Annotated in this window: 21 protein-coding genes; 12 read left to right on the top strand and 9 right to left on the bottom strand. The window is 62.4% G+C overall.

The window, feature by feature from the left end; all coding sequences use genetic code 11:
- Positions 1-170 precede the first annotated feature (170 nt).
- The 3 genes from AC1DWQ_RS13255 to AC1DWQ_RS13245 form a co-directional block, all read right to left on the bottom strand.
- The gene (locus AC1DWQ_RS13255; protein WP_477670053.1) at positions 171-2,243 is read right to left on the bottom strand and encodes a protein kinase domain-containing protein; all 2,073 of its coding nucleotides are present in this window, start codon (positions 2,241-2,243) and stop codon (positions 171-173) included.
- Complete coding sequence (locus tag AC1DWQ_RS13250; RefSeq protein WP_477670052.1) at positions 2,240-4,174, bottom strand: sensor histidine kinase; 1,935 nt, start codon at positions 4,172-4,174, stop codon at positions 2,240-2,242. Before AC1DWQ_RS13250 ends, AC1DWQ_RS13255 begins: the two co-directional genes overlap by 4 nt.
- Before the next feature lie 387 nt (positions 4,175-4,561).
- Positions 4,562-5,560 (bottom strand): 23S rRNA (adenine(2030)-N(6))-methyltransferase RlmJ, encoded by a 999-nt coding sequence (locus tag AC1DWQ_RS13245; RefSeq protein WP_477670051.1) that lies wholly within the window; start codon positions 5,558-5,560, stop codon positions 4,562-4,564.
- Between the two features lie 205 nt (positions 5,561-5,765).
- Here AC1DWQ_RS13245 and rplM point away from each other — a divergent pair, with 205 nt between their 5' ends.
- The 6 genes from rplM (at position 5,766) to mdtD (ending at position 10,069) form a co-directional block, all read left to right on the top strand.
- Entirely contained in the window at positions 5,766-6,194 is a 429-nt protein-coding gene (gene rplM, locus AC1DWQ_RS13240; RefSeq protein ID WP_007867557.1) for a 50S ribosomal protein L13, read from the top strand.
- A gap of 10 nt (positions 6,195-6,204) precedes the next feature.
- On the top strand, positions 6,205-6,597 hold the full coding sequence (gene rpsI, locus AC1DWQ_RS13235; RefSeq protein WP_007867568.1) for a 30S ribosomal protein S9: 393 nt from the start codon (positions 6,205-6,207) through the stop codon (positions 6,595-6,597).
- Between the two features lie 230 nt (positions 6,598-6,827).
- Positions 6,828-7,535 carry a DUF6776 family protein gene (locus AC1DWQ_RS13230; protein ID WP_477666786.1) on the top strand — a complete coding sequence of 236 codons (708 nt, stop codon included), beginning with the start codon at positions 6,828-6,830 and terminating at the stop codon, positions 7,533-7,535.
- Between the two features lie 53 nt (positions 7,536-7,588).
- Positions 7,589-7,990, top strand: a complete 402-nt coding sequence (locus AC1DWQ_RS13225; protein ID WP_457282898.1) for a bactofilin family protein — start codon at positions 7,589-7,591, stop codon at positions 7,988-7,990.
- 167 nt (positions 7,991-8,157) lie between these two features.
- Positions 8,158-8,523: an iron-sulfur cluster insertion protein ErpA gene (gene erpA / locus AC1DWQ_RS13220; RefSeq protein ID WP_122955163.1), complete on the top strand. Its 366-nt coding sequence runs from the start codon at positions 8,158-8,160 to the stop codon at positions 8,521-8,523.
- 124 nt (positions 8,524-8,647) lie between these two features.
- The gene (gene mdtD / locus AC1DWQ_RS13215) at positions 8,648-10,069 is read left to right on the top strand and encodes a multidrug transporter subunit MdtD (RefSeq protein ID WP_477670050.1); all 1,422 of its coding nucleotides are present in this window, start codon (positions 8,648-8,650) and stop codon (positions 10,067-10,069) included.
- A gap of 21 nt (positions 10,070-10,090) precedes the next feature.
- On the opposite strand, the gene AC1DWQ_RS13210 is transcribed toward mdtD, so the two are convergent.
- The 3 genes from AC1DWQ_RS13210 to AC1DWQ_RS13200 form a co-directional block, all read right to left on the bottom strand.
- Positions 10,091-11,017, bottom strand: a complete 927-nt coding sequence (locus AC1DWQ_RS13210) for an ROK family protein (protein WP_477670213.1) — start codon at positions 11,015-11,017, stop codon at positions 10,091-10,093.
- Positions 11,018-11,191: 174 nt separating this feature from the next.
- Positions 11,192-11,386, bottom strand: coding sequence for a DUF2905 domain-containing protein (locus AC1DWQ_RS13205; RefSeq protein WP_477670049.1), 195 nt, complete (start codon positions 11,384-11,386; stop codon positions 11,192-11,194).
- A 38-nt stretch (positions 11,387-11,424) separates the two neighbouring features.
- Complete coding sequence (locus tag AC1DWQ_RS13200) at positions 11,425-12,543, bottom strand: class I SAM-dependent methyltransferase (RefSeq protein WP_477670048.1); 1,119 nt, start codon at positions 12,541-12,543, stop codon at positions 11,425-11,427.
- A gap of 64 nt (positions 12,544-12,607) precedes the next feature.
- Here AC1DWQ_RS13200 and AC1DWQ_RS13195 point away from each other — a divergent pair, with 64 nt between their 5' ends.
- The 6 genes from AC1DWQ_RS13195 (at position 12,608) to AC1DWQ_RS13170 (ending at position 17,485) form a co-directional block, all read left to right on the top strand.
- Entirely contained in the window at positions 12,608-13,381 is a 774-nt protein-coding gene (locus AC1DWQ_RS13195) for an SDR family oxidoreductase (protein ID WP_457282902.1), read from the top strand.
- A 54-nt stretch (positions 13,382-13,435) separates the two neighbouring features.
- On the top strand, positions 13,436-13,807 hold the full coding sequence (locus tag AC1DWQ_RS13190; RefSeq protein WP_431094939.1) for a dihydroneopterin aldolase: 372 nt from the start codon (positions 13,436-13,438) through the stop codon (positions 13,805-13,807).
- Positions 13,808-13,827: 20 nt separating this feature from the next.
- Positions 13,828-14,778 (top strand): tRNA 2-thiocytidine(32) synthetase TtcA, encoded by a 951-nt coding sequence (ttcA, locus tag AC1DWQ_RS13185; protein WP_477670047.1) that lies wholly within the window; start codon positions 13,828-13,830, stop codon positions 14,776-14,778.
- Positions 14,779-14,831: 53 nt separating this feature from the next.
- Positions 14,832-15,452 carry a DUF4136 domain-containing protein gene (locus AC1DWQ_RS13180; protein WP_477670046.1) on the top strand — a complete coding sequence of 207 codons (621 nt, stop codon included), beginning with the start codon at positions 14,832-14,834 and terminating at the stop codon, positions 15,450-15,452.
- A 146-nt stretch (positions 15,453-15,598) separates the two neighbouring features.
- Positions 15,599-16,273, top strand: coding sequence for a histidine phosphatase family protein (locus tag AC1DWQ_RS13175; protein WP_477670045.1), 675 nt, complete (start codon positions 15,599-15,601; stop codon positions 16,271-16,273).
- 24 nt (positions 16,274-16,297) lie between these two features.
- The gene (locus AC1DWQ_RS13170; RefSeq protein ID WP_477670044.1) at positions 16,298-17,485 is read left to right on the top strand and encodes a DSD1 family PLP-dependent enzyme; all 1,188 of its coding nucleotides are present in this window, start codon (positions 16,298-16,300) and stop codon (positions 17,483-17,485) included.
- 34 nt (positions 17,486-17,519) lie between these two features.
- Here the strand turns inward: AC1DWQ_RS13170 and AC1DWQ_RS13165 are convergent, their stop codons facing one another.
- The 3 genes from AC1DWQ_RS13165 to ruvB all read right to left on the bottom strand — a co-directional run bounded on the left by AC1DWQ_RS13165 (position 17,520) and on the right by ruvB (position 20,854).
- Positions 17,520-17,900, bottom strand: a complete 381-nt coding sequence (locus AC1DWQ_RS13165; protein WP_477670043.1) for an energy transducer TonB family protein — start codon at positions 17,898-17,900, stop codon at positions 17,520-17,522.
- A 116-nt stretch (positions 17,901-18,016) separates the two neighbouring features.
- Positions 18,017-19,738: a rhomboid family intramembrane serine protease gene (locus AC1DWQ_RS13160; RefSeq protein WP_477670042.1), complete on the bottom strand. Its 1,722-nt coding sequence runs from the start codon at positions 19,736-19,738 to the stop codon at positions 18,017-18,019.
- A gap of 42 nt (positions 19,739-19,780) precedes the next feature.
- Positions 19,781-20,854, bottom strand: coding sequence for a Holliday junction branch migration DNA helicase RuvB (gene ruvB, locus AC1DWQ_RS13155; protein WP_477670041.1), 1,074 nt, complete (start codon positions 20,852-20,854; stop codon positions 19,781-19,783).
- Between the last annotated feature and the right edge of the window lie 11 nt (positions 20,855-20,865).

Below are 20,865 nucleotides of genomic sequence, written 5' to 3'. Positions count from 1 at the left end.
TGTGGCCCGGCAAAGCCGGTTCCACGGCTCATGCTGGTTGAAGAATTCAGGGCGTTACCAGCGGGGGTATTTACCAGCGGGGGCCGAGGGTCCGGCTTTGCCGGCCCCAGGCGCCGCCCCCTGAGGGGGACCGGGCTACACGCAGTGAGCCTGGACAGGGGGGAGCTTTTCTAAAGACTAATTTCAGGCGCGGGCGCGATGGATTCGAGTTCGAGCAGAAAGGCTTCGGCTGATTCGTAGCGGTGCTCGGGGCTTTTGGCCATCAGCTTGTTGACCACGCCCTGCAATTCCGCATGCACCGCGGGCAGGGCGGGGGTGTCGGCGTTCAGGTGCTTGGCCAGCAGCAGTTCGAGCGATTCGGCAATGTAGGGCCGGCGGTTGGCCAGCATTTCAAACAGCATCACGCCCAGGCTGTAAAGGTCGGATTGCGCCGTCACCTTGCGGCCGGTGGCCTGTTCGGGGCTCATGTAGTAGGGCGTCCCCACGACGTCGCCGTGATGGGTTTGGGTCAGTCCCATGCTGGGGGCCTGCAGCATGGACTTGGCAATGCCGAAGTCGGCCAGCGCCACGCTGCCGTCGGCGCGCAGCATGACGTTTTCAGGCTTGATGTCGCGGTGGACAATGCCGTGTGCGTGGATGGCCGACAGCGCCTGGGCGACCTCGCGCGCCACCGTCAGCGCCTGCGAGCGGGCCAGGTCGGGTCCGAACAGGCTGCGCAGGTCACCGCGTTCAAAGTACTCCATCGCGATGTAGGCATGCTCGTCGGTGAACCCCTGGTCGTAGATCTTGATCACGTGCGGATGGTCGATCTTGCAGAGCAGGGCGTATTCCTGGATGAAGCGCACCAGGTGTTCCGAGGCTTCCTTGCCGCGTGAGTCCAGCACCTTGAGCACGATCGGCAGGCCGTCGGATTCGCGTTCGCTCAGGTAGACCTCGGTCATGCCGCCCGCGCCGATCTTGCGCGTGATGCGGTAGCCCTTGAGGCGTACCGCCTCGCTGCTGGCGTCAAAGCGCAGGTCTTTCAGCGCCGAGAGCTTGGCGTCCAGCGCGCCCTTGACCGCGCGTGCGGTAATGTCCGAATTGGCGCGCACGGCGTCGCTGATCTCGCTGGCGCGCTCGGTCAGGCTGGCCATGCCGTGGATCTTGTCTTCCATGGTGGTGACGAGGCCCGTGACCTCGGCCACATCGATGGCGAGGTTGCGGCCGGGCAGCGAGAGCGAGGTGTGGATGCCGGTCTGGATACCGGTGCCGGCTTCGCCGAGCGTCTGCTCGCTGGCCATCACCGTCCAGCCCTTTTCTTCGGTGGCGTCTTCCAGCCGTGAGGCCAGCGTGACGGTTTCGCCCACGGGCGTGAGTTCCTTGGTCTGTTGCGTGCCGAGCTGGCACAGCGTGACGGCGCCGCTGTGGATGCCGATGCCCATGGCAAACGGCGGCAGCGCGCGGCCGCCGAAGCGCTGCTCCAGCCAGTCGCGGAATTCATGCGTGGCCAGTGCCATGGCAAGAGCCGCAGAAATGGCGCGGCGCGGGGCCGGCAGCGGCGAGCCGGTGAGGGTGTCGACAAACACCGCCATCAGCCCATCGCCGACAAACTTGATGTGCCGGCCGCTGTTTTTCAGCACGGGTTCGGAGATGCGCTCAAAATATTCGGTGAGCAGTTGTGACACTTCCGCGGCGTTGAGCTTTTCAGCCAGCGAGGTGAAATTGCGGATGCTGGCCACCAGCACGGTGGCATTGGCGATTTCTTCGGTTTGCGCGCTGGCCGGAATATCAACCGGTACGCTGTCGGGGCGGCTGCCGCTGATGCGGCTGGCAAAAGCTGCGCGCAGGCGTTCTTCGCCGGCGGCCACCCCCGAGTCGATGGCTTCACGCACCCGTTCTTTTTTCTTCAGCTGCGCGTTGACGGCGTCGAGCAGTTCGGCGCGGCTGAAGGGTTTTGACAGGTAGTCGTCGGCGCCGGCCGTCATGCCGCGGCGCATGCTCTCGCGGTCATCCAGCGCGGTCAGCAGCATGAAGGGAGTGTTGACCAGCAGCGGGTCGGCGCGCACGGCTGCCAGCAGTTCAAAGCCGTTCATGCCGGGCATGCCGACGTCGGAGACGATCAGGTCGGGGCGGCTTGCACGGGCCTGCTCCAGGCCCTGCCGGCCATCTGCGGCCGCGGCCGTTTCAAAACCTTCAAGTTTGAGCAGCCGCACGATGTTGCTGCGGATGGCGTCGTCGTCCTCAACGATCAGGATCAGGGTCATGGGTTTCCTTGAGAAATGGGCAGGCTGATCGTGAACTGTGTGCCCGTTCCCGGCATGCTTGCCACCTCGATTTTGCCGTGATGCAGGTCAACGGCGTGTTTGACAATGGCCAGGCCCAACCCGGAGCCCTGGCGGTTGCCTACATTGGAGCCGCGGTGAAAGCTCTCGAACAGGCGTGGCAGGTCTGAGGGCGGAATGCCGATGCCTTCGTCACTGACGCGCAGGATCAGGTGGTCCCCGGACTCATCCTGCCGGCGGTCCAGCGTGAGCACCACCACACTGCCGGCGGGCGAATATTTGCAGGCGTTGGCCAGCAGGTTGCTGGCAATGTGCCGGACCAGCCGTTCGTCGAGCAGGACCAGCTGCGAAAAAGCGTCGTGGCCGATGGGGGCTTCAAATTCAATCGCATGCTGGCCGGCGTCGCTGGTGTGCATTTCGGTCACGAGCTTGCGGCACAGCGCCGCGATATCCAGCGGTTTCAGGTTGAGCTTGAGTTTGCCGGCGTCGGCCTGCCCGACGGTGAGCATGTCTTCAAGCATGCCCTGCATGCGTTTGACCGCGATCACCAGGTCGGCCATGATGTCCTGGCGCTCGCGGTGCGTGATTTTTTCGCCGTAGTGTTCGATCAACTCTGCGGACGACAGAATCGTGGCAAGCGGCGTGCGGAATTCATGCGAGGCCATCGACACAAAGCGCGTTTTGAGCTCACCCAGCTCGCGTTCGCGCGCCAGGGCCCGCCGGGCTTCTTCGTCGGCTTCCTTGCGGCGGGTGATGTCCACGTAAGTCCACACCGAGCCTTCCTGCGGGCGATTGCGGTCGAGCGCCGAGCCGTCAAGCTGAACCCAGATCAGTTCACCACTTTTGCGGCGCATGCGCGTTTCCAGCGAGAACGATCCGGTTTGCGCGATCTGCGCGTAGGCGAGTTCGCCGGTGCGTTCGAAGTCCTCGTCACTGGGATAGTGAACGCGCGTTTCCTGGCCCAGCAATTCGGCCGGGCTGTAGCCGAGCATGGCGGCCAGCGTGCGGTTCAGCCACTGGTGGCGCCGGCTTTTGAGGAAGGTGACGCCGACGGCGGTGGTTTCGAGGATGGCTTCGCGCTGCGTCAGCGCGGTCTTGAGTTCTTCGTCCAGCCGGCGGCGTTCGCTGATGTCGGACATGAGCACGAGCAGGGCGGGTTCGCCGTCCCACTCAATGCGCGTGCCGTAGATGCTCGCCCAGCCGGTGCGCAGGTCCGGCGCCATGGTCTCGCGCGGTGGCGTGATGAAGCGGGCCTCGTAGGCGCTGACCATGGTGCCTGACTGCATGAGCTCGCGCTGGCGCTGCACCATCCTGCGGTCGTCAGGATGGATCAGGTGCATGGACGGCAGCCCGGTGAGCGTCAGGCCGAACATGGCCTGGGCGCTGGTATTTGAAAAGCGCACGATGCCTTTCTGCACCACCAGGATCACGTCGTTGACGTTTTCCACAACCGCCCGGTAGCGCTCGGCGGCTGATCGGGTCAGAGCCTCGAGTCTTTTGCGCTCGGTGACATCTTTCAGGAAAAAAAGGTCCGCCGGCGCACCTTCCCAGTCCACCAGCACGCCGTTGATTTCCACCCAGGAAGTCGTGCCGTCGTCGCGCTGGAATCTCGCCTCAAAAGCCGGGACGACGTTGCCGGCGGCGCGCAGCTTGTGCTTGCCGGAAACAAAGTTGCGGTCTTCCGGATGGATGAACTCGATCATGGGCCGGTCGGCCATGGTGCCGGCCTCTGTACCCAGCAAGGCCAGGCACGGCGGATTGGCAAAGCGCAGCAGGCCTTCCTGCCCGACGCAGATGTTTTCGGTCGCGAGGTCCACCATGGTCTGGTAGCGCGCCAGCGATGCACGAAGCTCCTGGGTGCGAAGCGCAACCCGGCGCTCGATTTCACTTTCCATGTCCTCTGGCGTGCCCATCGCCATCCCGCTTGCTGAGCCGTCATTGATTCCCTTTTCCGCAGGTCCGGCCGTTTTCCCACGCACGCGCGGTCCACGGCCCGGCGTATCCGGGGCGGCGGATGGGAGAGCTTGAGCCTGGACGGGCATGTTTAGTGGTGGAGCACCGAGGGAGCGGGAGAGCCAGGAGGAAAAGAAGAAAAGAAAGCGGAAATCAGGACAGGAAGCGGGCAAACAGGGGTGGGGCAATGGAGGCGCAGACTTTGGGAAAGTTTACGGGGCAACCTTGCCACAACTCACTGCGGCGGTAAAGACAGGAAAGTCTGGGCGCACAACACAGCCAACCTGGCATAACCGGCTGGCGGTGCCGGCTGCCATCCCCTCTTGCAGGGCGTCGTCCTGAAAGCCCTAGCCGCCATGCTCCAGCGTGAAGCCGGCATTGCGGTCTTGCCCCAGCAGGGCCACCATTTGCGGCAGGGCCGCTTGCAGCTCTGCCTTGAGGGTGTGGGGCGGGTTAATGACAAACATGCCGCTGGCAGGAAGGCCCGGTCGCACCACGTCACCGGCGGCATCTGTTGTTAATTTGCTCGATTTCACCGTTAAAGCGGCATTCAACCAGCTTCGGCTGGCTTTGACGGCCAGCGTCTTGAGCTTACGGGGCAGGTCATGGGCTTCCGGCCGCGGGATGATGGGATACCAGACCACATAGGTGCCGGTGGCGAAGCGCTTGACGGCGTCTGCCATGCAGGCCGACACGCGCGCGTAGTCGCTCTTCATTTCATAGCTGGGATCACACAGCACCATCGCCCGGCGGGCGGGTGGCGGCAAAAAGGTTTTCAGGGCTTCAAAGCCGTCTTCGCGCGAAACCGCCACCTGGCGGCCTACACCCAACTGTTCAATGTTGCCGGAAAGCGACTTGAAATCGGTGGGATGCAATTCAAACAACTTGAGCTTGTCGCGCCCGCTCAGGAATTGCTGCTCGATGAAAGGGGAGCCCGGATAGATCTTCAGGTGCGCGATGTCGCCGCTTTCGGCGAATTGCGGGTTCAGGCCGCGCAGCAGGTCGATGTAGTCCTGCAGGGCAGGCGCCCAGCCGCCTGCGGCTGGTTTGGCGGTGGTGGGCTTTGCTATTTTTTTAGGAGCTGCTTGCGCATGCTGTGCTTGGGCTGGAGCCGGTTTTGCCTCGGAAACAGATTGGGAAAGCAGCCTGAAAATGCCTTCCTGGGCCTCACCGCTGGTTTCGGTGTAGTCGCCGTCAAGCCGGTACAGGCCCGCGCCCGCATGCGTGTCGATCACGGTCAGCGCCGTGTCTTTCTGGGTCAAATACTTCATCAACGCGATCAGCGTGGTGTGCTTGAGCACGTCGGCGTGGTTGCCTGCGTGGAAGGCGTGGCGATAGGAAAACATGGGTCTATCCTACCTTCTTGCATGGGGGAAATGCCTTAAACCCGGCTGAATATTGACGCAAGTCCTTGATTTTTCATATAATCGTGGGCTCTGCAGCGCCTAGTGGTTCCGCGGCAGAGCTTGAAATACTGCCTAAGAGGTTCTCATCAGAAGAACACCGACCGCAGAAAAGAACCCGACAAACCATTTTTTCGAAAGAAAACTCATGAAAACGTTCAGCGCAAAACCCGCTGACGTGACGCACGAGTGGTTTGTGATTGACGCGACCGACAAGGTCCTCGGACGAGTAGCCAGCGAAGTTGCTCTCCGTTTGCGCGGCAAACACAAGGCCATTTATACGCCTCACGTCGATACCGGTGACTTCATCGTCATCATCAATGCAGCCCAGCTGCGCGTCACCGGCGCCAAGTCGACTGACAAGATCTACTATCGCCATTCCGGTTATCCAGGCGGCATCACTGCCACCAATTTCCGCGACATGCAAGCCAAGCACCCCGGCCGCGCTTTGGAAAAAGCCGTCAAGGGCATGCTGCCCAAGGGCCCGCTCGGCTACGCCATGATCAAGAAACTCAAGGTGTACGGTGGTGCAGAGCACCCGCATACCGCCCAACAGCCTAAAGTGCTGGACATCTAAGGAGCCATTGATGATTGGTGAATGGAACAATGGCACCGGCCGTCGCAAATCCAGCGTCGCCCGTGTGTTTATCAAAAAAGGCACCGGCAAGATCACGATCAATGACCGTGACATCCAGGTGTTCTTCGGTCGTGAAACCTCGATCATGATCTGCCGCCAACCCCTGTTTCTGACGAACCACGTCGAGACGTTTGACATCATGGTCAACGTCCACGGCGGCGGCGAGTCCGGCCAGGCCGGCGCAGTGCGCCACGGCATCACCCGTGCGCTGATCGATTACGACGCAACGCTCAAGCCGGCCCTGAGCCAGGCTGGCTTTGTGACCCGCGATGCACGTGAAGTCGAACGTAAAAAAGTCGGTTTCCGCTCAGCTCGCCGCCGCAAGCAGTTCAGCAAGCGCTAAATCGACATTTAGCCGCTTTCGCTGTCCCCGAAAAGCCGCCTGGTTTACCCGGCGGCTTTTTTCATGGCCGAAGCATTTGTGTGGCGACCGCAACGTCCTGTCAATGCTTTGTAAGCGTTTAGTTTTCCTGATGCAAAGCCTTACCCGGCTTTACGGCTGAATCGGGCGGTTCAGCGGATGTCTGCGTGCACAATGCAGCTCCTCGAACCGAAAACTGCAGGGTCCCCGATTTGAAATTTCGCCTGTTTCGCCGCCGGCTGACGATCAGCTCCCCGCGCATGTCGGTGCGCAGCTCGCTCCCCTGGCCCTTGCGGTGGATCGCCGGTGCCCTGATGCTGGGGTTTTCCGCAGCGGTCGCCCTCTGGGCCTTCGAGTTCGGCAAGGGGATTGCGGGCGTGGATACCGATGCCAGGGAAGAGATCAGCGTGTTGCGTCAGGAAGTGGTCACTTTGCGTGCAGACCGCGACAGGGCGCAATCGATTGCCAATACTTCAGGCAGCCTGCTCACGGCCGAAAAAGCGGTGCAGGAAAAGATGATGAGCCAGATCCGGCAGCTGGAGAGCGACAACCGCAGCCTGCGCGACGACCTGGGATTTTTTCAGAAGCTTTTGCCGGCTGGCAGCGCCGAGGTTGTCGCCATCCGCAGCCTGCAGGCCGAGGTATTGTCGGGAACCCAGCTCAAATGGCAGGTCCTGGTGATCCAGCCCGTCAAAGGTGCGCCTAATTTCAACGGGAAACTTGACCTGACGGTTCATGGCACGCAGGACGGAAAACCCTGGACGATGACTTTGCCCGGCGGACCGCAAACTTTACAGTTCAAACAGTACCTTCGTGTGGAAGGTGTCCTCGACTTGCCCCCCCAAGCCATGGTACAAACAGTTACAGCTAAAGTCATTGAGGGGACAGCGGTCAGATCTGCCCAGACCTTCAAGCTTTGAGAATTTCTCCCCGATTTCCCCTTCCACCGCCACCCCAGCACAGGAACCTTTGTATGTTTGGAAAAAAGAAGCAGCCGCCCATCAAAAGCCTGATCGCCCAAGGCAGCTGCATTGAGGGCAACCTGAAATTCACCGACGGCCTGCGGATCGACGGTGAAGTGATCGGCGACATCCGCGCCGCCGAAGGCAGCTCCAGCATTCTGGTGATCAGCGAGTCCGCCACCGTGACCGGCCATATTCATGCCGACCATGTGATCATCAATGGCCGGGTGATGGGCCCTGTCCACGCATCCGAGCTGCTTGAATTGCAGCCCAAAGCCAAAATCGAGGGCGACGTGTCTTACAAGGCGCTTGAAATGCACCAGGGCGCCGTCATCTTCGGACAGTTGCGCGCTACAAGCCACGCGGAACTAGAAGAAAAACCCACGCTCAAACTGGCCGCCAACAACATCTGATTGGTGGGGGTGAATTGGGCGAGTAAGCGCTCACAAATAGACCGCCGGGCCTAACACGCATGGGCGTTATGGTTGATTGAATTGCTGTACTATTTGCCATAAGTGTCGCCAGAGGCTTGAAAGCCTCGAATCGCGAACCCTGATTCGCTTTATGTATTGGAGTCCCCATGAGTGCCGTTGCCGAAAATATCCAGACCGAAATGCCCGCGCCCTTTGTCTTCACCGACAGCGCCGCGTCCAAAGTGGCTGAGCTGATCGCCGAAGAAGGCAACCCGGATCTGAAGCTGCGCGTCTTTGTGCAGGGCGGGGGCTGCTCCGGTTTCCAGTACGGTTTCACCTTCGATGAAATCACCAACGAAGACGACACCACCATGACCAAAAATGGCGTGTCCCTGCTGATCGACGCCATGAGCTACCAGTATCTTGTGGGCGCCGAAATCGACTACAAGGACGACCTTGAAGGCGCGCAATTCGTCATCAAGAACCCCAACGCCACCAGCACCTGCGGCTGCGGATCCAGCTTCTCGGCCTGAGGCGGAACTCAACGCTTTCGCTTTAAAAGCCGCCTTCGGGGCGGCTTTTTGCTGTCCGGCCATCCTCTTGTCTTCTTGATTTCCCATGCGGTGAACCAAGTTCGCACTTTCGCATCTCTTATCCATGCAGGCAGAAGAAAAATCATTGCGCATGCTGCTTTGGCTGGTAGCTATCGGCTTTTTCATGCAGACGCTGGACGCCACCATCGTCAACACCACCTTGCCGGCCATGGCCCGCAGCTTTGGCGAAAGCCCTTTGCGCATGCAGTCGGTGGTGGTGGCCTATTCCCTCACCATGGCCATGCTGATCCCCGCGTCCGGCTGGATCGCCGACCGCTTTGGCACGCGGCGGGTGTATGTGGGGGCGATCTCGCTGTTCGTCATTGGCTCCATCGCCTGCGCGCTGTCCGGCAACCTGATGCAGCTGGTGGCGGCGCGGGTGGTGCAGGGGATGGGCGGGGCGCTGCTGCTGCCGGTGGGCCGGCTGGCCGTGCTGCGCGCCTTTCCGCGCGAGCGCTTTTTGCAGGCCATGAGCTTCATTGCCGTTCCGGGCCTGGTTGGCCCGCTGATCGGGCCCACGCTGGGCGGCTGGCTGGTCCAGGTGGCTTCCTGGCACTGGGTGTTCCTCATCAACATTCCGGTGGGGGTACTGGGCTGCGTGGCGACGCTTTTCTACATGGAGGACAACCCGCGGCTTCAAATGCCGCGTTTCGACCTGCCGGGCTACCTTTTGCTGGCCTTCGGCATGGTGGCCGTGTCGCTGGCGGTGGACGGGCTGTCGGGCCTGGGCCTGAAACAGGCCAGCGTGCTGGTGCTGCTGGTGTTCGGCATGGCCAGCCTTACCGCGTACTGGCTGCATGCCGCCAAACGCCCTGACCCGCTGTTTTCGCCGCGGCTGTTCTCGATTCCCACGCTCAGCATCGGACTGCTGGGCAATTTGTTCTCACGCCTGGGCAGCTCGTGCATGCCTTTCCTGGTGCCACTCCTGCTGCAGGTCAGCCTGGACTATTCGCCGTTGCAGGCGGGGATGATGATGGTGCCGGTTGCCGTGGCGAGCATGCTGGTCAAGCGCTTCACCACACCGCTGATCACTCGCTACGGCTATCGCAGGGTGCTTGTGACGAACACCGCGATGGTGGGCCTGACGATGGCGAGTTTTGCTTTCGTGACACCGGCGCAGCCGCTGTGGCTGCACATCCTCCAGCTGGCATGTTTTGGCGCGGTCAACTCGATGCAATTCACTGCGATGAACACCGTGACCCTGCGCGACCTGGACAGCAGCATGGCCAGCAGCGGCAACAGTTTGCTGTCGATGGTGCAGATGCTGGCGATGAGCATGGGCGTGGCCGCAGCGGGCGCGGTGCTGGCCGCTTTCACGGGCTTCTTTGGTGCCGGCGAGGCCGTGCAGACGCTGCACTCCTTCCAGGCGACGTTCGCCGCGATGGGGCTGATCACGCTGGCATCAGCGGGGATTTTCTGGCAGCTGTCGCCGCAGGTGAGGGTGGTGAAGAAGGCTGAAGCGACCGAGGCTTCGGGGCAGGGCTAGTTTTTTCTGCCGGCAGTCGCGTCAACTCACCAGTGCCAAAGCTGCAAAATCCCCGACCCGTTCGCCCAGCCCGGCCGTCACCAGTTCAACGCCATCCGTGAGGGCCGGCAGCTTGCCCTGTATCTGGGCCCGAAGGCGCGGCAAAAGATAGTCGTGGTGATTCAGGAACACGCTCCCTCCGAGGCTGATGCGCTGGAGATCCAGCGTGACCACAAGGTTGTAAAGGGCGCGACCCATCACCCGGCAAAGCTCGTCGACCATCACCGTTGCGCTGGCATCGCCCGCGCGCGCGGCGGCAAAGAGGTTGATCGCGCCGGCGTGGCCCGCGCCGGCAAACCGCCGCTCTATCGCATTGCCGGCCACCAAGGCTTCCAGGTCGCCGATATTGCCGCAGCCGCACAGTGCGTCATGGCTGTCGCTCACAAACATGTGGCCGGCGTGGCCCGCATTACCGTGCTTGCCGTGCAGCACCCGGCCATCAACACACAGGCCAACACCGACGCCGGTGCTCCAGGTCACATAAGCGCAGTGCTCCAGACCCTGCAGGGCGCCCCAGCGGCGCTCGGCCTCGAGTGCGGCGATGCCGTCGTTTTCTACGCGTACGTTGGGAAAGGCCTGGCGCAGCGGTGCTTCCAGCGGCACGCTGAGCCAGTCGTTGGGCAGGCCACGCGCCTTGCCGGCCATGCCGCCGCAGATGTTGGGGGTTGTCAGCTCGATCAGGCCGTCGTGCAGCGCAAACGGTCCGCACGATGCGACGCCCACTGCCGAAACGGCTGAGGGATCGATGCCCGCCTCGGCGCAGCTGCGTGCCATCAACGCCAGAACCTGCTGGCCCAGGGCGTCGCGGCTGCCCTGTTTAACGGTGGCTTCGGTCACCCGGCCCCGCACGCCTTGCTCATCGGCCACGCTGACGGCCACCTTGGTTCCGCCTACGTCAACGCACAGCAAGGGTGCGGAGCCCTTGGGCAGCACGGGAATCTGAGCGGGTATCGGGAAGGGGGAGTTTGCGTTCAAGGCCGGGTCTCCAGAGGTGGGCCGATGGATGGATCAGTCAATGCGCATTGAGGATAGATGCTATCTGTCATCAGAAGGGGTGCGCGTAGTCTTTTGGCGTGATTTGTTTCATATGAGTTTGGCAACCAGCGTGGCGATCAGGCTTAGCAACACCGTGGTCGCCAATGGAATAAACCATTCCCGGCCAAATAGCCTGAAGCGGAAATCGCCTGGCAGCCTGCCGAAGCCCAGCTTGTGCAGCCAGGGCGTGAGGCCGCTGATGACCACCAGGATCAGGAAAATCACGATCATCCAGCGAATCATGGAGGTGCTTTCATATAGGGCATTGTGGCGCGGGGGCCCTACAGGGTGTGGCTTCTGTCGCCCTGAGAAAACCCCGATGCTTCCCATCCTGAATAAGGAGCGTCCGGAGAATCCACCGCAAAGCCGATCACCTTGAACAGTTCGCCCATTTCATGCTCGTTCACCAGCTTTTGCAACATCACCCGGTCTGGCAGGCTGGCGTTTTCCATGCCGTCCAGCAAGCCGCAATTGAGCAAAAACCGCCCCTGGCTGGTGTAGCCCAGCACCTGCAGGCCGGCTTCCTGCCCTGCCAGGGCAACACCGGTGAAGTTGACATGCGCCGTGATGTCCTTGTCGCCCACGTCCGCCAGCGCATCGGCATCGGCCAGGTGGCCACGGTGGCACATCAGCGTGCCCATGCTGCGTTGCGGATGGTAGTACTCGTGTTCGGGAAAGCCGTAGTCGAGCAGGAACACAGCGCCGGCGTCCAGCCGGTCGGCCAGTGTCCGCATGAAGCCTTCCGCCTGCCGATGGATTTCTGTGACGTAATCGTGTTCGCCTTCCACTTCAATGGGAGGCCGGAGATCGGTCGGGCTGTCGGCATGGACAAATCCTCCCTCAAGGCGGGCCACGCCGCGCTCATGCCAGGTGTTGTTGAGCCGCGCGAGCAGCTTCACCGGCATGGCATCCAGTACTTCGTTGCCCACCACCACGCCCCGCATCTGCGCCGGGAGCTCCGCTACCCAGTCCACCTTGCCGGCAAAAGCCTGCAACCGTTCCTGCTGGCGCTCGCGCAGGCTGCCCGACAAATCGACGACGCGGTACTGCGTGACAGAGTCGCCCAGCGCATCCAGCAACTGGTGCGCCAGGGCGCCCGAGCCGGCGCCGAATTCCCAGATTTCCGTGGTGCCGGTTGCCGCAAGGGCTTCTTTCACCTGCCTGGCCAGCGCCCGGCCAAAGTGGGCGGACATCTCCGGGGCCGTCGCAAAATCGCTGCCCGACTGCGGCATCAGGCCGAATTTGCGCGAGGCATTGGCGTAATAACCCCAGCCGGGCGTGTAAAGCGCCATGTCCATGAAACGGTCAAACCCGATCCAGCCGCCGGCAGCGTCAATGGCCCTGGCGATGTGGTCGGCGAGGCCGGTCGGTAAAATAGGGGGATTGGTCGTCTGGGTCATGTTTGTCACCGCCTGCAATTGTCGGCGATACGTCCCCGACCTTTTTTGCCAACCCTCACCACCCATGACCCCAACCCCGCCATCATCCCGACCCGTTGTCCTCGTGACCGGCGCCGCCAGGCGGCTGGGCCGCGACATCGCGCTGGCGCTCGCGGCCGGCGGCTGGCAGGTGGCGGTGCACTACCGCAGCTCCGAGGAAGATGCTATTAAAACAGTAGCTGCTTGCGCACAACTGTCGGGCGCTGCAGCCGCTTTTCATGCGGATTTAAACGACGAAACGGCAGTGCGCGGCCTATTGCCGGCCGTGGTCGAGCGCATGGGCCAGGTCGATGCCGTGGTGAACAACGCCTCGACCTTTGAACAAGACAGCGCCGCCAGTTTCGGTTTCGCCGCCATGGACCGGCATCTGCACAGCAACACCGGCGCCGCCATCGTGCTGGCCCAGGCCCTGCATGCGCATGTGGCCTCGCGCGGTGCCAGGGGGGCCGTCGTCAACCTGCTGGACCAGAAGCTCTGGAACCAGAACCCCGACTTTTTCAGCTACACGCTTTCCAAGGCCGCGCTGGAAGCGGCCGGCACCATGCTGGCGCTGGCGCTGGCGCCGCAGGTTCGTGTGGTCGGCGTTGCGCCGGGACTGACGCTGACCAGCCACCTGCTCACCGACGAACAATTCGAGGCCCGCCACAAGCTGTCGCCGCTGGGCCGGTCGTCCACCCCGGCCGACGTGGCGGCCGCGGTGAAGTTTGCACTGGAGAACAGCTCCATCACCGGCACCACGCTGCTGGTGGATGGCGGCCAGCACCTGATGAAGTTCGAGCGCGATTTTTCGCTGATGTAAGCCATCGGCAACGGCTTACACATCACCACAACTGACCCACTACAGACTGGCACCATGTTCAATTCCCGGGGCACCCAGATCCTGAATCTCACCGGTTTGCGCTTTGACGCCAACCTGGGCATTCTGGATCACGAAAAAACCGCGCCGCAACCGATCCAGGTCGATGCCGAACTGAACCTGGGCACACAGCCGCTGCTGCCCCATGACGACGACATCCACCATGTGCTGGATTACCGCAAGGTGCGGCAGATCATCATCACCGAATGCACCTCGGAACACGTCAACTTGCTGGAAAGCCTGATCGGCAAGCTGGCGCACCGGCTGATGAAGTTGCCCGGCGTGCTGGGCGTGCGGGTGAAGATCGCCAAACTTGAAATTTTTGACGACTGCGAAGTAGCCATTCGCATCGAGACGGGACAGTGGTGAACGATATGGGAGTGAATGATATGAGTGCTGTTTGGGAAGATGCTGTCGCGGAACACGAGCAGCAGGAAAGCTCCGCGCGCGTGCAAAACAGCATGAAGATCGAGCGCGAAGACCACAAACTGGAAAAACGCCTATGCCGCGAAGTCGGCCGCGCCATCGTCGACTTCAACATGATTGAAGAGGGCGACAAGGTCATGGTGTGCGTCTCGGGCGGCAAAGACAGCTACGCCATGCTCGACATTTTGCTGAAGCTGCAAAAGCGAGCGCCCATCAATTTCGAACTGGTGGCCGTCAACCTCGACCAGAAGCAGCCCGGTTTCCCGGAGCACATCCTGCCGGACTATCTCGGCAAGCTTGGCGTACCCTTCCATATCGAAAACCAGGACACTTACAGCATCGTCAAGCGCGTGATCCCCGAAGGCAAAACACTGTGCTCGCTGTGCTCGCGCCTGCGCCGCGGCATTTTGTACCGTGTCGCGGGTGAACTCGGCTGTACAAAGGTTGCGCTGGGCCACCACCGCGACGACATGCTGCAGACGTTTTTCCTCAACATGTTTTTTGCGGCCAAGCTCAAGGGCATGCCGCCCAAGCTGGTGAGCGACGACGGCAAGAACGTCGTCATCCGCCCCATGGCCTACGTGACCGAGAAAGACCTGACGCGCTGGGCGCAGGTGCGCGAATTTCCCATCATCCCGTGCACGCTGTGTGGCAGCCAGGAAAACCTGCAGCGCAAGCAGGTCGGCAACATGCTGCGCGAATGGGAGAAAAAATTCCCCGGCCGGCTGGAAAACATGTTCGCGTCACTGCAAAACATCGTGCCTTCGCACCTGATGGACAACAAGCGCCACGATTTCAAGGGCATCAAGACAACGGGCATTGCCGACCCGGAAGGCGACAAGGCTTTTGACACTGAGGAGTTCCGGGAGCCGGTGCCTCCGGGATTGTCCGTGATCGGTGTTCATTCCGGTTGACTGGTTTTTTCAGCGTTCTTCGTTTTTCAACAACTCATTGCTTTGGAGGTCTCATGAAACGTGCGTTCGCGATTTTCTTCATGGCTGCCATGGCTTTTGTCATGGCGGGTTGTTCCACCGTGCGCCTGGTCGACAGTGATGTCACTGCCTTCTACAACTGGAACGGCGCGCCGCCGGCGCCGGGCACACCTTACCGCTTTGAGCGCCTGCCCTCCCAGCAGGCCCCGGGTTCGCCGCAGGAGGCCCTCGAGGGCATGGCGCGCAGCGCCCTGGCCAAGGTGGGAATGGAGCTCAATCCGCCCGCCGCACGCTACAGCGTGCAGATTGTGGCCAACACCCAGATCATCGACCGCGGCCCCTATGGCTACAGTCCCTACGGCGGTTTTGGGTTTGGAAGCGGTGTGTTCATGGGCGGCGGTAGCCGCGGCGTCGGGGTCGGCCTGTCGTTCCCAATCGGCGGCGGAATCTCGGAGCCGACCTATTTCAAGCGCGAGCTGAGCATCGTGATGCGCGACCTTCGCACCAACCAGGTCGCCTATGAAACACGGGCCCTGCACGACGGCGTCTGGTCGGACACCCCGGCGGTGCTGCCCGCCATGCTGGACTCGGCACTGCGCGGCTTCCCGCAGCCGCCGCCGGGGACACGCCGCATCAATGTGGAGATCCCAAGGTAGATGTGGCCCCCACGCTTGTCGCTTCGCGTACTACGCTGCCCCCCGGGGGGGGCCGCTGCGCCTGCGGCCCGGCAAAGCCGGTTCCGCGGCCCTGGCTGGCTTAGCACCGCTTCTCGCTTCTATTACCCCCTTCGTGTTGGTGTGTCATGACTGAAGTGACGCGCGTTATTGCCATACGGCATGGGGAGACCACCTGGAATGTGGATACCCGCATCCAGGGCCATCTGGACATTCCCCTCAATGACATTGGACGCCGGCAGGCTGAGCGCATGGCGCTCGCGCTGGCCGAGGAACCCATCACCGCCATCTACGCCAGCGATCTGACACGCGCCTGGGAAACCGCGGAGTACCTGGGCCGTGCACTGGGCATCGAGGTGACGCGTGAGGAAGGCCTGCGGGAGCGCGGCTTCGGCGACTTTGAAGGGAAAACCTTTTCGGAGATCGAGGCGCTGCTGCCCGAGCAGTCGATGCGATGGCGCAAGCGGGACCCGGAATTTGCGCCCGCTGGCGGTGAATCATTGCTCGATTTGCGTAGTCGTGTGGTCACTACCGCCGAGCGCCTGGCAGCCGCCCACCCGGGCGAGCTGATCGCCATGGTCGGCCACGGCGGGGTGATGGACGTGCTGTACCGCGCCGCCACGCGGCTGGACATCCAGGCCCCACGCACCTGGGCGCTGGGCAACACGGCCATCAACCGCTTGCTCTGGACGCCCCAGGGTTTTTCACTGGTAGGCTGGGCCGACACCCAGCACCTGGACGGCATTGCGCTGGATGACGGATTTGCCGGCGGCGAGGCCGGTTCCGGTGTCGGCGCACAATAGGCACAGATAAACTTCTACGTATCCATGAGCACCCTGCCATCCCATCTGGCCGAACTGATCGGCAAACCGGTCAACGACATCGATACCCCCGCCCTGGTCATCGACCTGGATGCGATGAAGCGCAACCTCGCGCGCATGGCCGAATTTGCCAAGAAGCACAACGTTCGCTGGCGTCCCCATGCCAAGCTGCACAAAAGTGTCGCGCTGGCCAAGGCGCAGATGCGGGCCGGCGCCATTGGCGTGTGCGTGCAAAAAACGTCCGAAGCCGAAATCTTGGTGGCCGGCGGTGTGTACAACGTCTACATCAGCAATGAAGTGATCGCCCCGGGCAAGCTGGCCCGTGTGGCGGCGCTCACGCAAAAAGTCGCGGCCCAGGGTGGGCACCTTGCCATTGCGGTGGACAGCACCGAAGGCGTAATCCGCCTGGCGCAGGCCATGACGGAGGCCCGCATCAACAACAAGAGCGCGGGCGCCACCGTGATCGACGTGTTTGTGGAAATTGACGTTGGCCAGGGCCGCTGCGGTGTCGAGCCCGGCGCGGCCGCCGTCACGCTGGTGCTGGAAATCCGCAAACACCCCGCGCTGCGTTTTGCCGGCTTGCAGGCCTACCACGGCAAGGCCCAGCACATGCGAAGCGCCCAGGAAAGGCGCGACGCCATCGCCAGGGCGGTGGAGGCCGTGCTCCTGACGCGCAAACTGATAGAAGCCCAGGGCATCACGGTAGATCTGGTCACGGGGGCCGGCACCGGCAGCCTGATGCTGGAAGCCGCCAGCGGCGTCTACGGCGAACTGCAGGCCGGCTCCTTCATGTTCATGGACGCCGACTACGCCCAAAACGAACGGGACCCGTCGCAGCCGCAGTTCGAACACGCGCTGTTCGTCAAAACCCAGGTGATCAGCACGCACGGCAGCCATGCGGTGTGCGACGCCGGCCACAAAAGCCACGCCATTGATTCCGGCCTGCCGCTGGTGCATGCCTTTGACAGTGAAAGCGAGCTGGCCTATTTCAATGGCGGCGACGAGCACGGCATTTTGCGGCCCGCGGGCGACAGCAAGCGCCTGCCCGGCCTGGGCAGCATGCTGTGGCTGATTCCCGGCCACTGCGACCCCACCGTGAATTTGCACGACGCCATGATTGGCGTGGCCGGTGGTCTGCGCCACGGCACAGTGCAGCGCATTTACCAGGTTGATGCGCGTGGCGCGCTGACCTGACCTGACCTGCCGGCATGGCGTCTGAGAAGCGCGCCTAGAAGTTCACGCCGTAGACTGCATACATCGGCGAGGGCGCGCCATTGATGCGCCCGCCCCGGTACTCCGCTTCGCGTGCCGACTGCAGTACGGCCCCATTGAGTTCGGCATGCGTGGACGACAGCACCCGCGCATCGAGCAGCTTGCCCTCGGCGTCCAGCAGTGTGATCACGACGACGCGGCCATGCACTCCCTGCGCGCGGTAAGCCTGCAAGGCGTCGAGCGCGCCGGGCTTGCGCACGCGCGCGATGGAAATTTTTTGCCCCATACCGTCGCCGTCCTGCATCTGCGGCGCCTGCGGATGATCAGCGTAGAGTTTTCCCATCTGCCGGAACAGCTCGGGGAATTCCGGCAGGCTGGACGTGGAAGCGAGAGGCACGGCTGGATTGGGCGTGCGCGGTCCCGGTGCAGGGACCGCGCAGCCCCCGACCGCCATTGCCCAACAAAGCATCAGGCCCGGCGAAATCAGGGAACGGCGAGACATGGCTATTTTTCTCAGGGGTTGGATTTGGATTTGGGCTTGGCGGCGCTCACACGCTCGGAAATCCGCGAATCAATGGCCTTGAGCTCCGCGCTGATCACCAGCACGCGGGCCTGACCGGCTGCGGCGGTGACATCGCCCTGCACGGCACGTGCAGTGGCCAGCTGGATTTGCATCAGTTCCACCATCAGGTTGTTGGCGCGCTTGACATCGCGCATGCCGGCGCCGACTTTGTCATTGGCAGGAATGTCCAGCGGGGCCAGGGCGCGCTGGACGGCCTGGTAACCCGGCAGGTGCCGTGCTTCTATCGCCTGGACAAATTCAGGCTCCGGCATCTTGCCTTCGCGAAAAGCTTTGACGTCGGCCTGAAAGGCTTTCTCCGCGGCTTGCATCGCGGGCAAAATGCGCGTCAGCCCGGCCTGAAATTCAAACAGCTGCCGATGGTGCACGGCAGGCGTCGGCGTTGTGGCCACCAGAGCGGCCACTGCGGTGGCCGACAGCAACGAACCGATAGCCGCCGTTGAAAGCCGCCGCGCCGGTGTGGCAACGGCGGCGATTTTTTCGGTCAGCACCCAGGCCAGCACACATCCTGCCATGAGGCCCCCCACGTGGGCGGCGTTATCGATACCCTGCTTGCTGAAACCCTGAACGAGCGCATACGCCAGAAACACGCCCTGACTGGTCATCACGTTCTTGCTGGTAACGCCGGGTATTTGCCCGCGATGCTGGTGCACCGCCACCAGCAGCGCCCCCAGGACACCAAACACCGCACCGGAAGCACCGACGGAAACGGATTGCTGGGCAGAAAAATGCAGGCTGAGCGCACTGCCGGTGAGCGCACTGGCCAGGTAGATCAACAGGAACTGAAAGTTGCCGTGAAGCCGGTTGAGTTGGACCCCGCCCTGCCACAAGCCCAGCATGTTCAACGCGAGGTGCAGAAAGCCGCCGTGCAGAAAGGTGGCTGTCAACAGACGCCAATACTGGCGGTCTTCCACCACGGACGCCGCCGAATTGGCGCCCCAGGCCAAAAGCTCCGACGGCAAGGGTTTGAACGCGCTGATTCCGGCACCGAGATTCGCCAGCCAGACAGCGACGTTCACGCCGACCACCAGGTAAAGCGCCCAAGTCACAGGCGTGAGCTCCTTCAGGCGGGCGTCGAAATTTTCCACGGCCTTGAGTTCAGCGGTCCGCTGCTCCATCGCCTGCATAAAGCCCCGCCCGCCGTAGGTGGCAAAGGCCTGCGTCGCGGCCATGATCGCATCGGGGTGGTCTTTGGTCCGTACGCTGTTCAAGAGAATGCAAAGCCGCTTTTTACGGCTGCCCCACCACCATTTGTCTTTCACATGAGGTGCGAGCGACACGTTGATCGACGTGTGGCCCTGCGCAGACTGCGACTCGATATCTGACACCTCAGGCCACGCGATGGTCCTGTTTTTCAGTACGGCGGCGCTGATGCCTTCGGGGCCCACCCGCAAGGCCGGACGTCCGCCGACAAGCTGCCGCCCAAAAAGCCAGACGAACCACAGCAGGCCGCCCAGGCTGGCCAGTCGCCATCCGGGAAAACCGGAAAACGGGACAAACACAAGCATCAAGGCCGGAATGACGGCCAGGAATGAAAAGAGGATCGTCAGGGTTCCCGTGGTGCTGCGCCACGATGAGGGAAACTCACGCACATATTCAGGCGCATCAGGTGCGCCTGCCAGCAAGGCCGACGGAACAGTATCCGGAAATTCCATGCTCCCCTCCTGCCCTTGCCACCTGGCGGGCCGGTTCATTGTTTATTTGCCGGCGCCAAAGAAGTCTTGCCCTTGCTGCGGCGGCGCCACGCCCAGGTGGCGGTAGGCCGCCAGCGTGGCGATGCGCCCGCGCGGCGTGCGCTGCAAATAGCCTTGCTGGATCAAATAGGGCTCGATCACGTCTTCAATCGTGTCGCGCTCTTCACCAATGCTGGCCGCGATGTTGTCCAGGCCGACCGGGCCGCCATCAAAGCGGTGGATCACGGCTTCGAGTAACTTGCGGTCCATCACGTCAAAGCCCTGCGGGTCTACGTCGAGCATGGCAAGCGCCTTGTTGGCGATGTCCAGCGAGATGTGGCCGGTGCCCTTCACGTCGGCATAGTCGCGCACGCGGCGCAGCAGGCGGTTGGCAATGCGCGGCGTACCGCGTGAACGGCGGGCAATTTCAAAACCGCCTTCTTCGTCCATGGGCGCATTGAGCAACTTGGCGCTGCGCCGCACGATGCGTGCGAGTTCGTCGGGTGTATAAAACTCCAGCCTCGCGACGATGCCGAAGCGGTCGCGCAGCGGGTTGGTCAGCATGCCGGCGCGCGTGGTGGCACCCACCAGCGTGAAGGGCTGCAGGTCGAGCTTGATGCTGCGCGCCGCCGGGCCTTCGCCGATCATGATGTCGATCTGGTAGTCCTCGAGCGCGGGGTAGAGGATTTCTTCTACCACCGGGCTCAGGCGGTGAATTTCGTCAATGAAGAGGACGTCGTTCTTTTCAAGGTTGGTCAGCAGCGCCGCCAGGTCCTTGGGTTTTTCCAGCACCGGTCCGGAGGTCTGCCGCAGGTTCACGCCCAGCTCATGCGCAATGATGTGCGACAGCGTGGTCTTGCCCAGGCCGGGCGGGCCGAACAGCAGCACGTGGTCCAGCGCCTCGCTGCGCTTTTTGGCCGCACCAATGAAGATTTCAAGCTGGTCGCGCACCTTGGTCTGGCCGACGTACTCGTCAAACAGTTTGGGGCGCAACGCGCGCTCGATCGCCTCCTCGCCGGGTGAGGCCGGCGCGGCCGACATCACGCGCTTGGCGGGCGGGAAGTCGCCGGGAGCGAAATCGTCGGTTTGTATGCTCATACTGGGTTACC

This window comes from Polaromonas sp. P2_G11 (genome assembly GCF_056403595.1).
The sequence above is the reverse complement of the archived record's forward strand: the minus strand, read 5'-3'. Positions and strand labels throughout refer to the sequence as shown.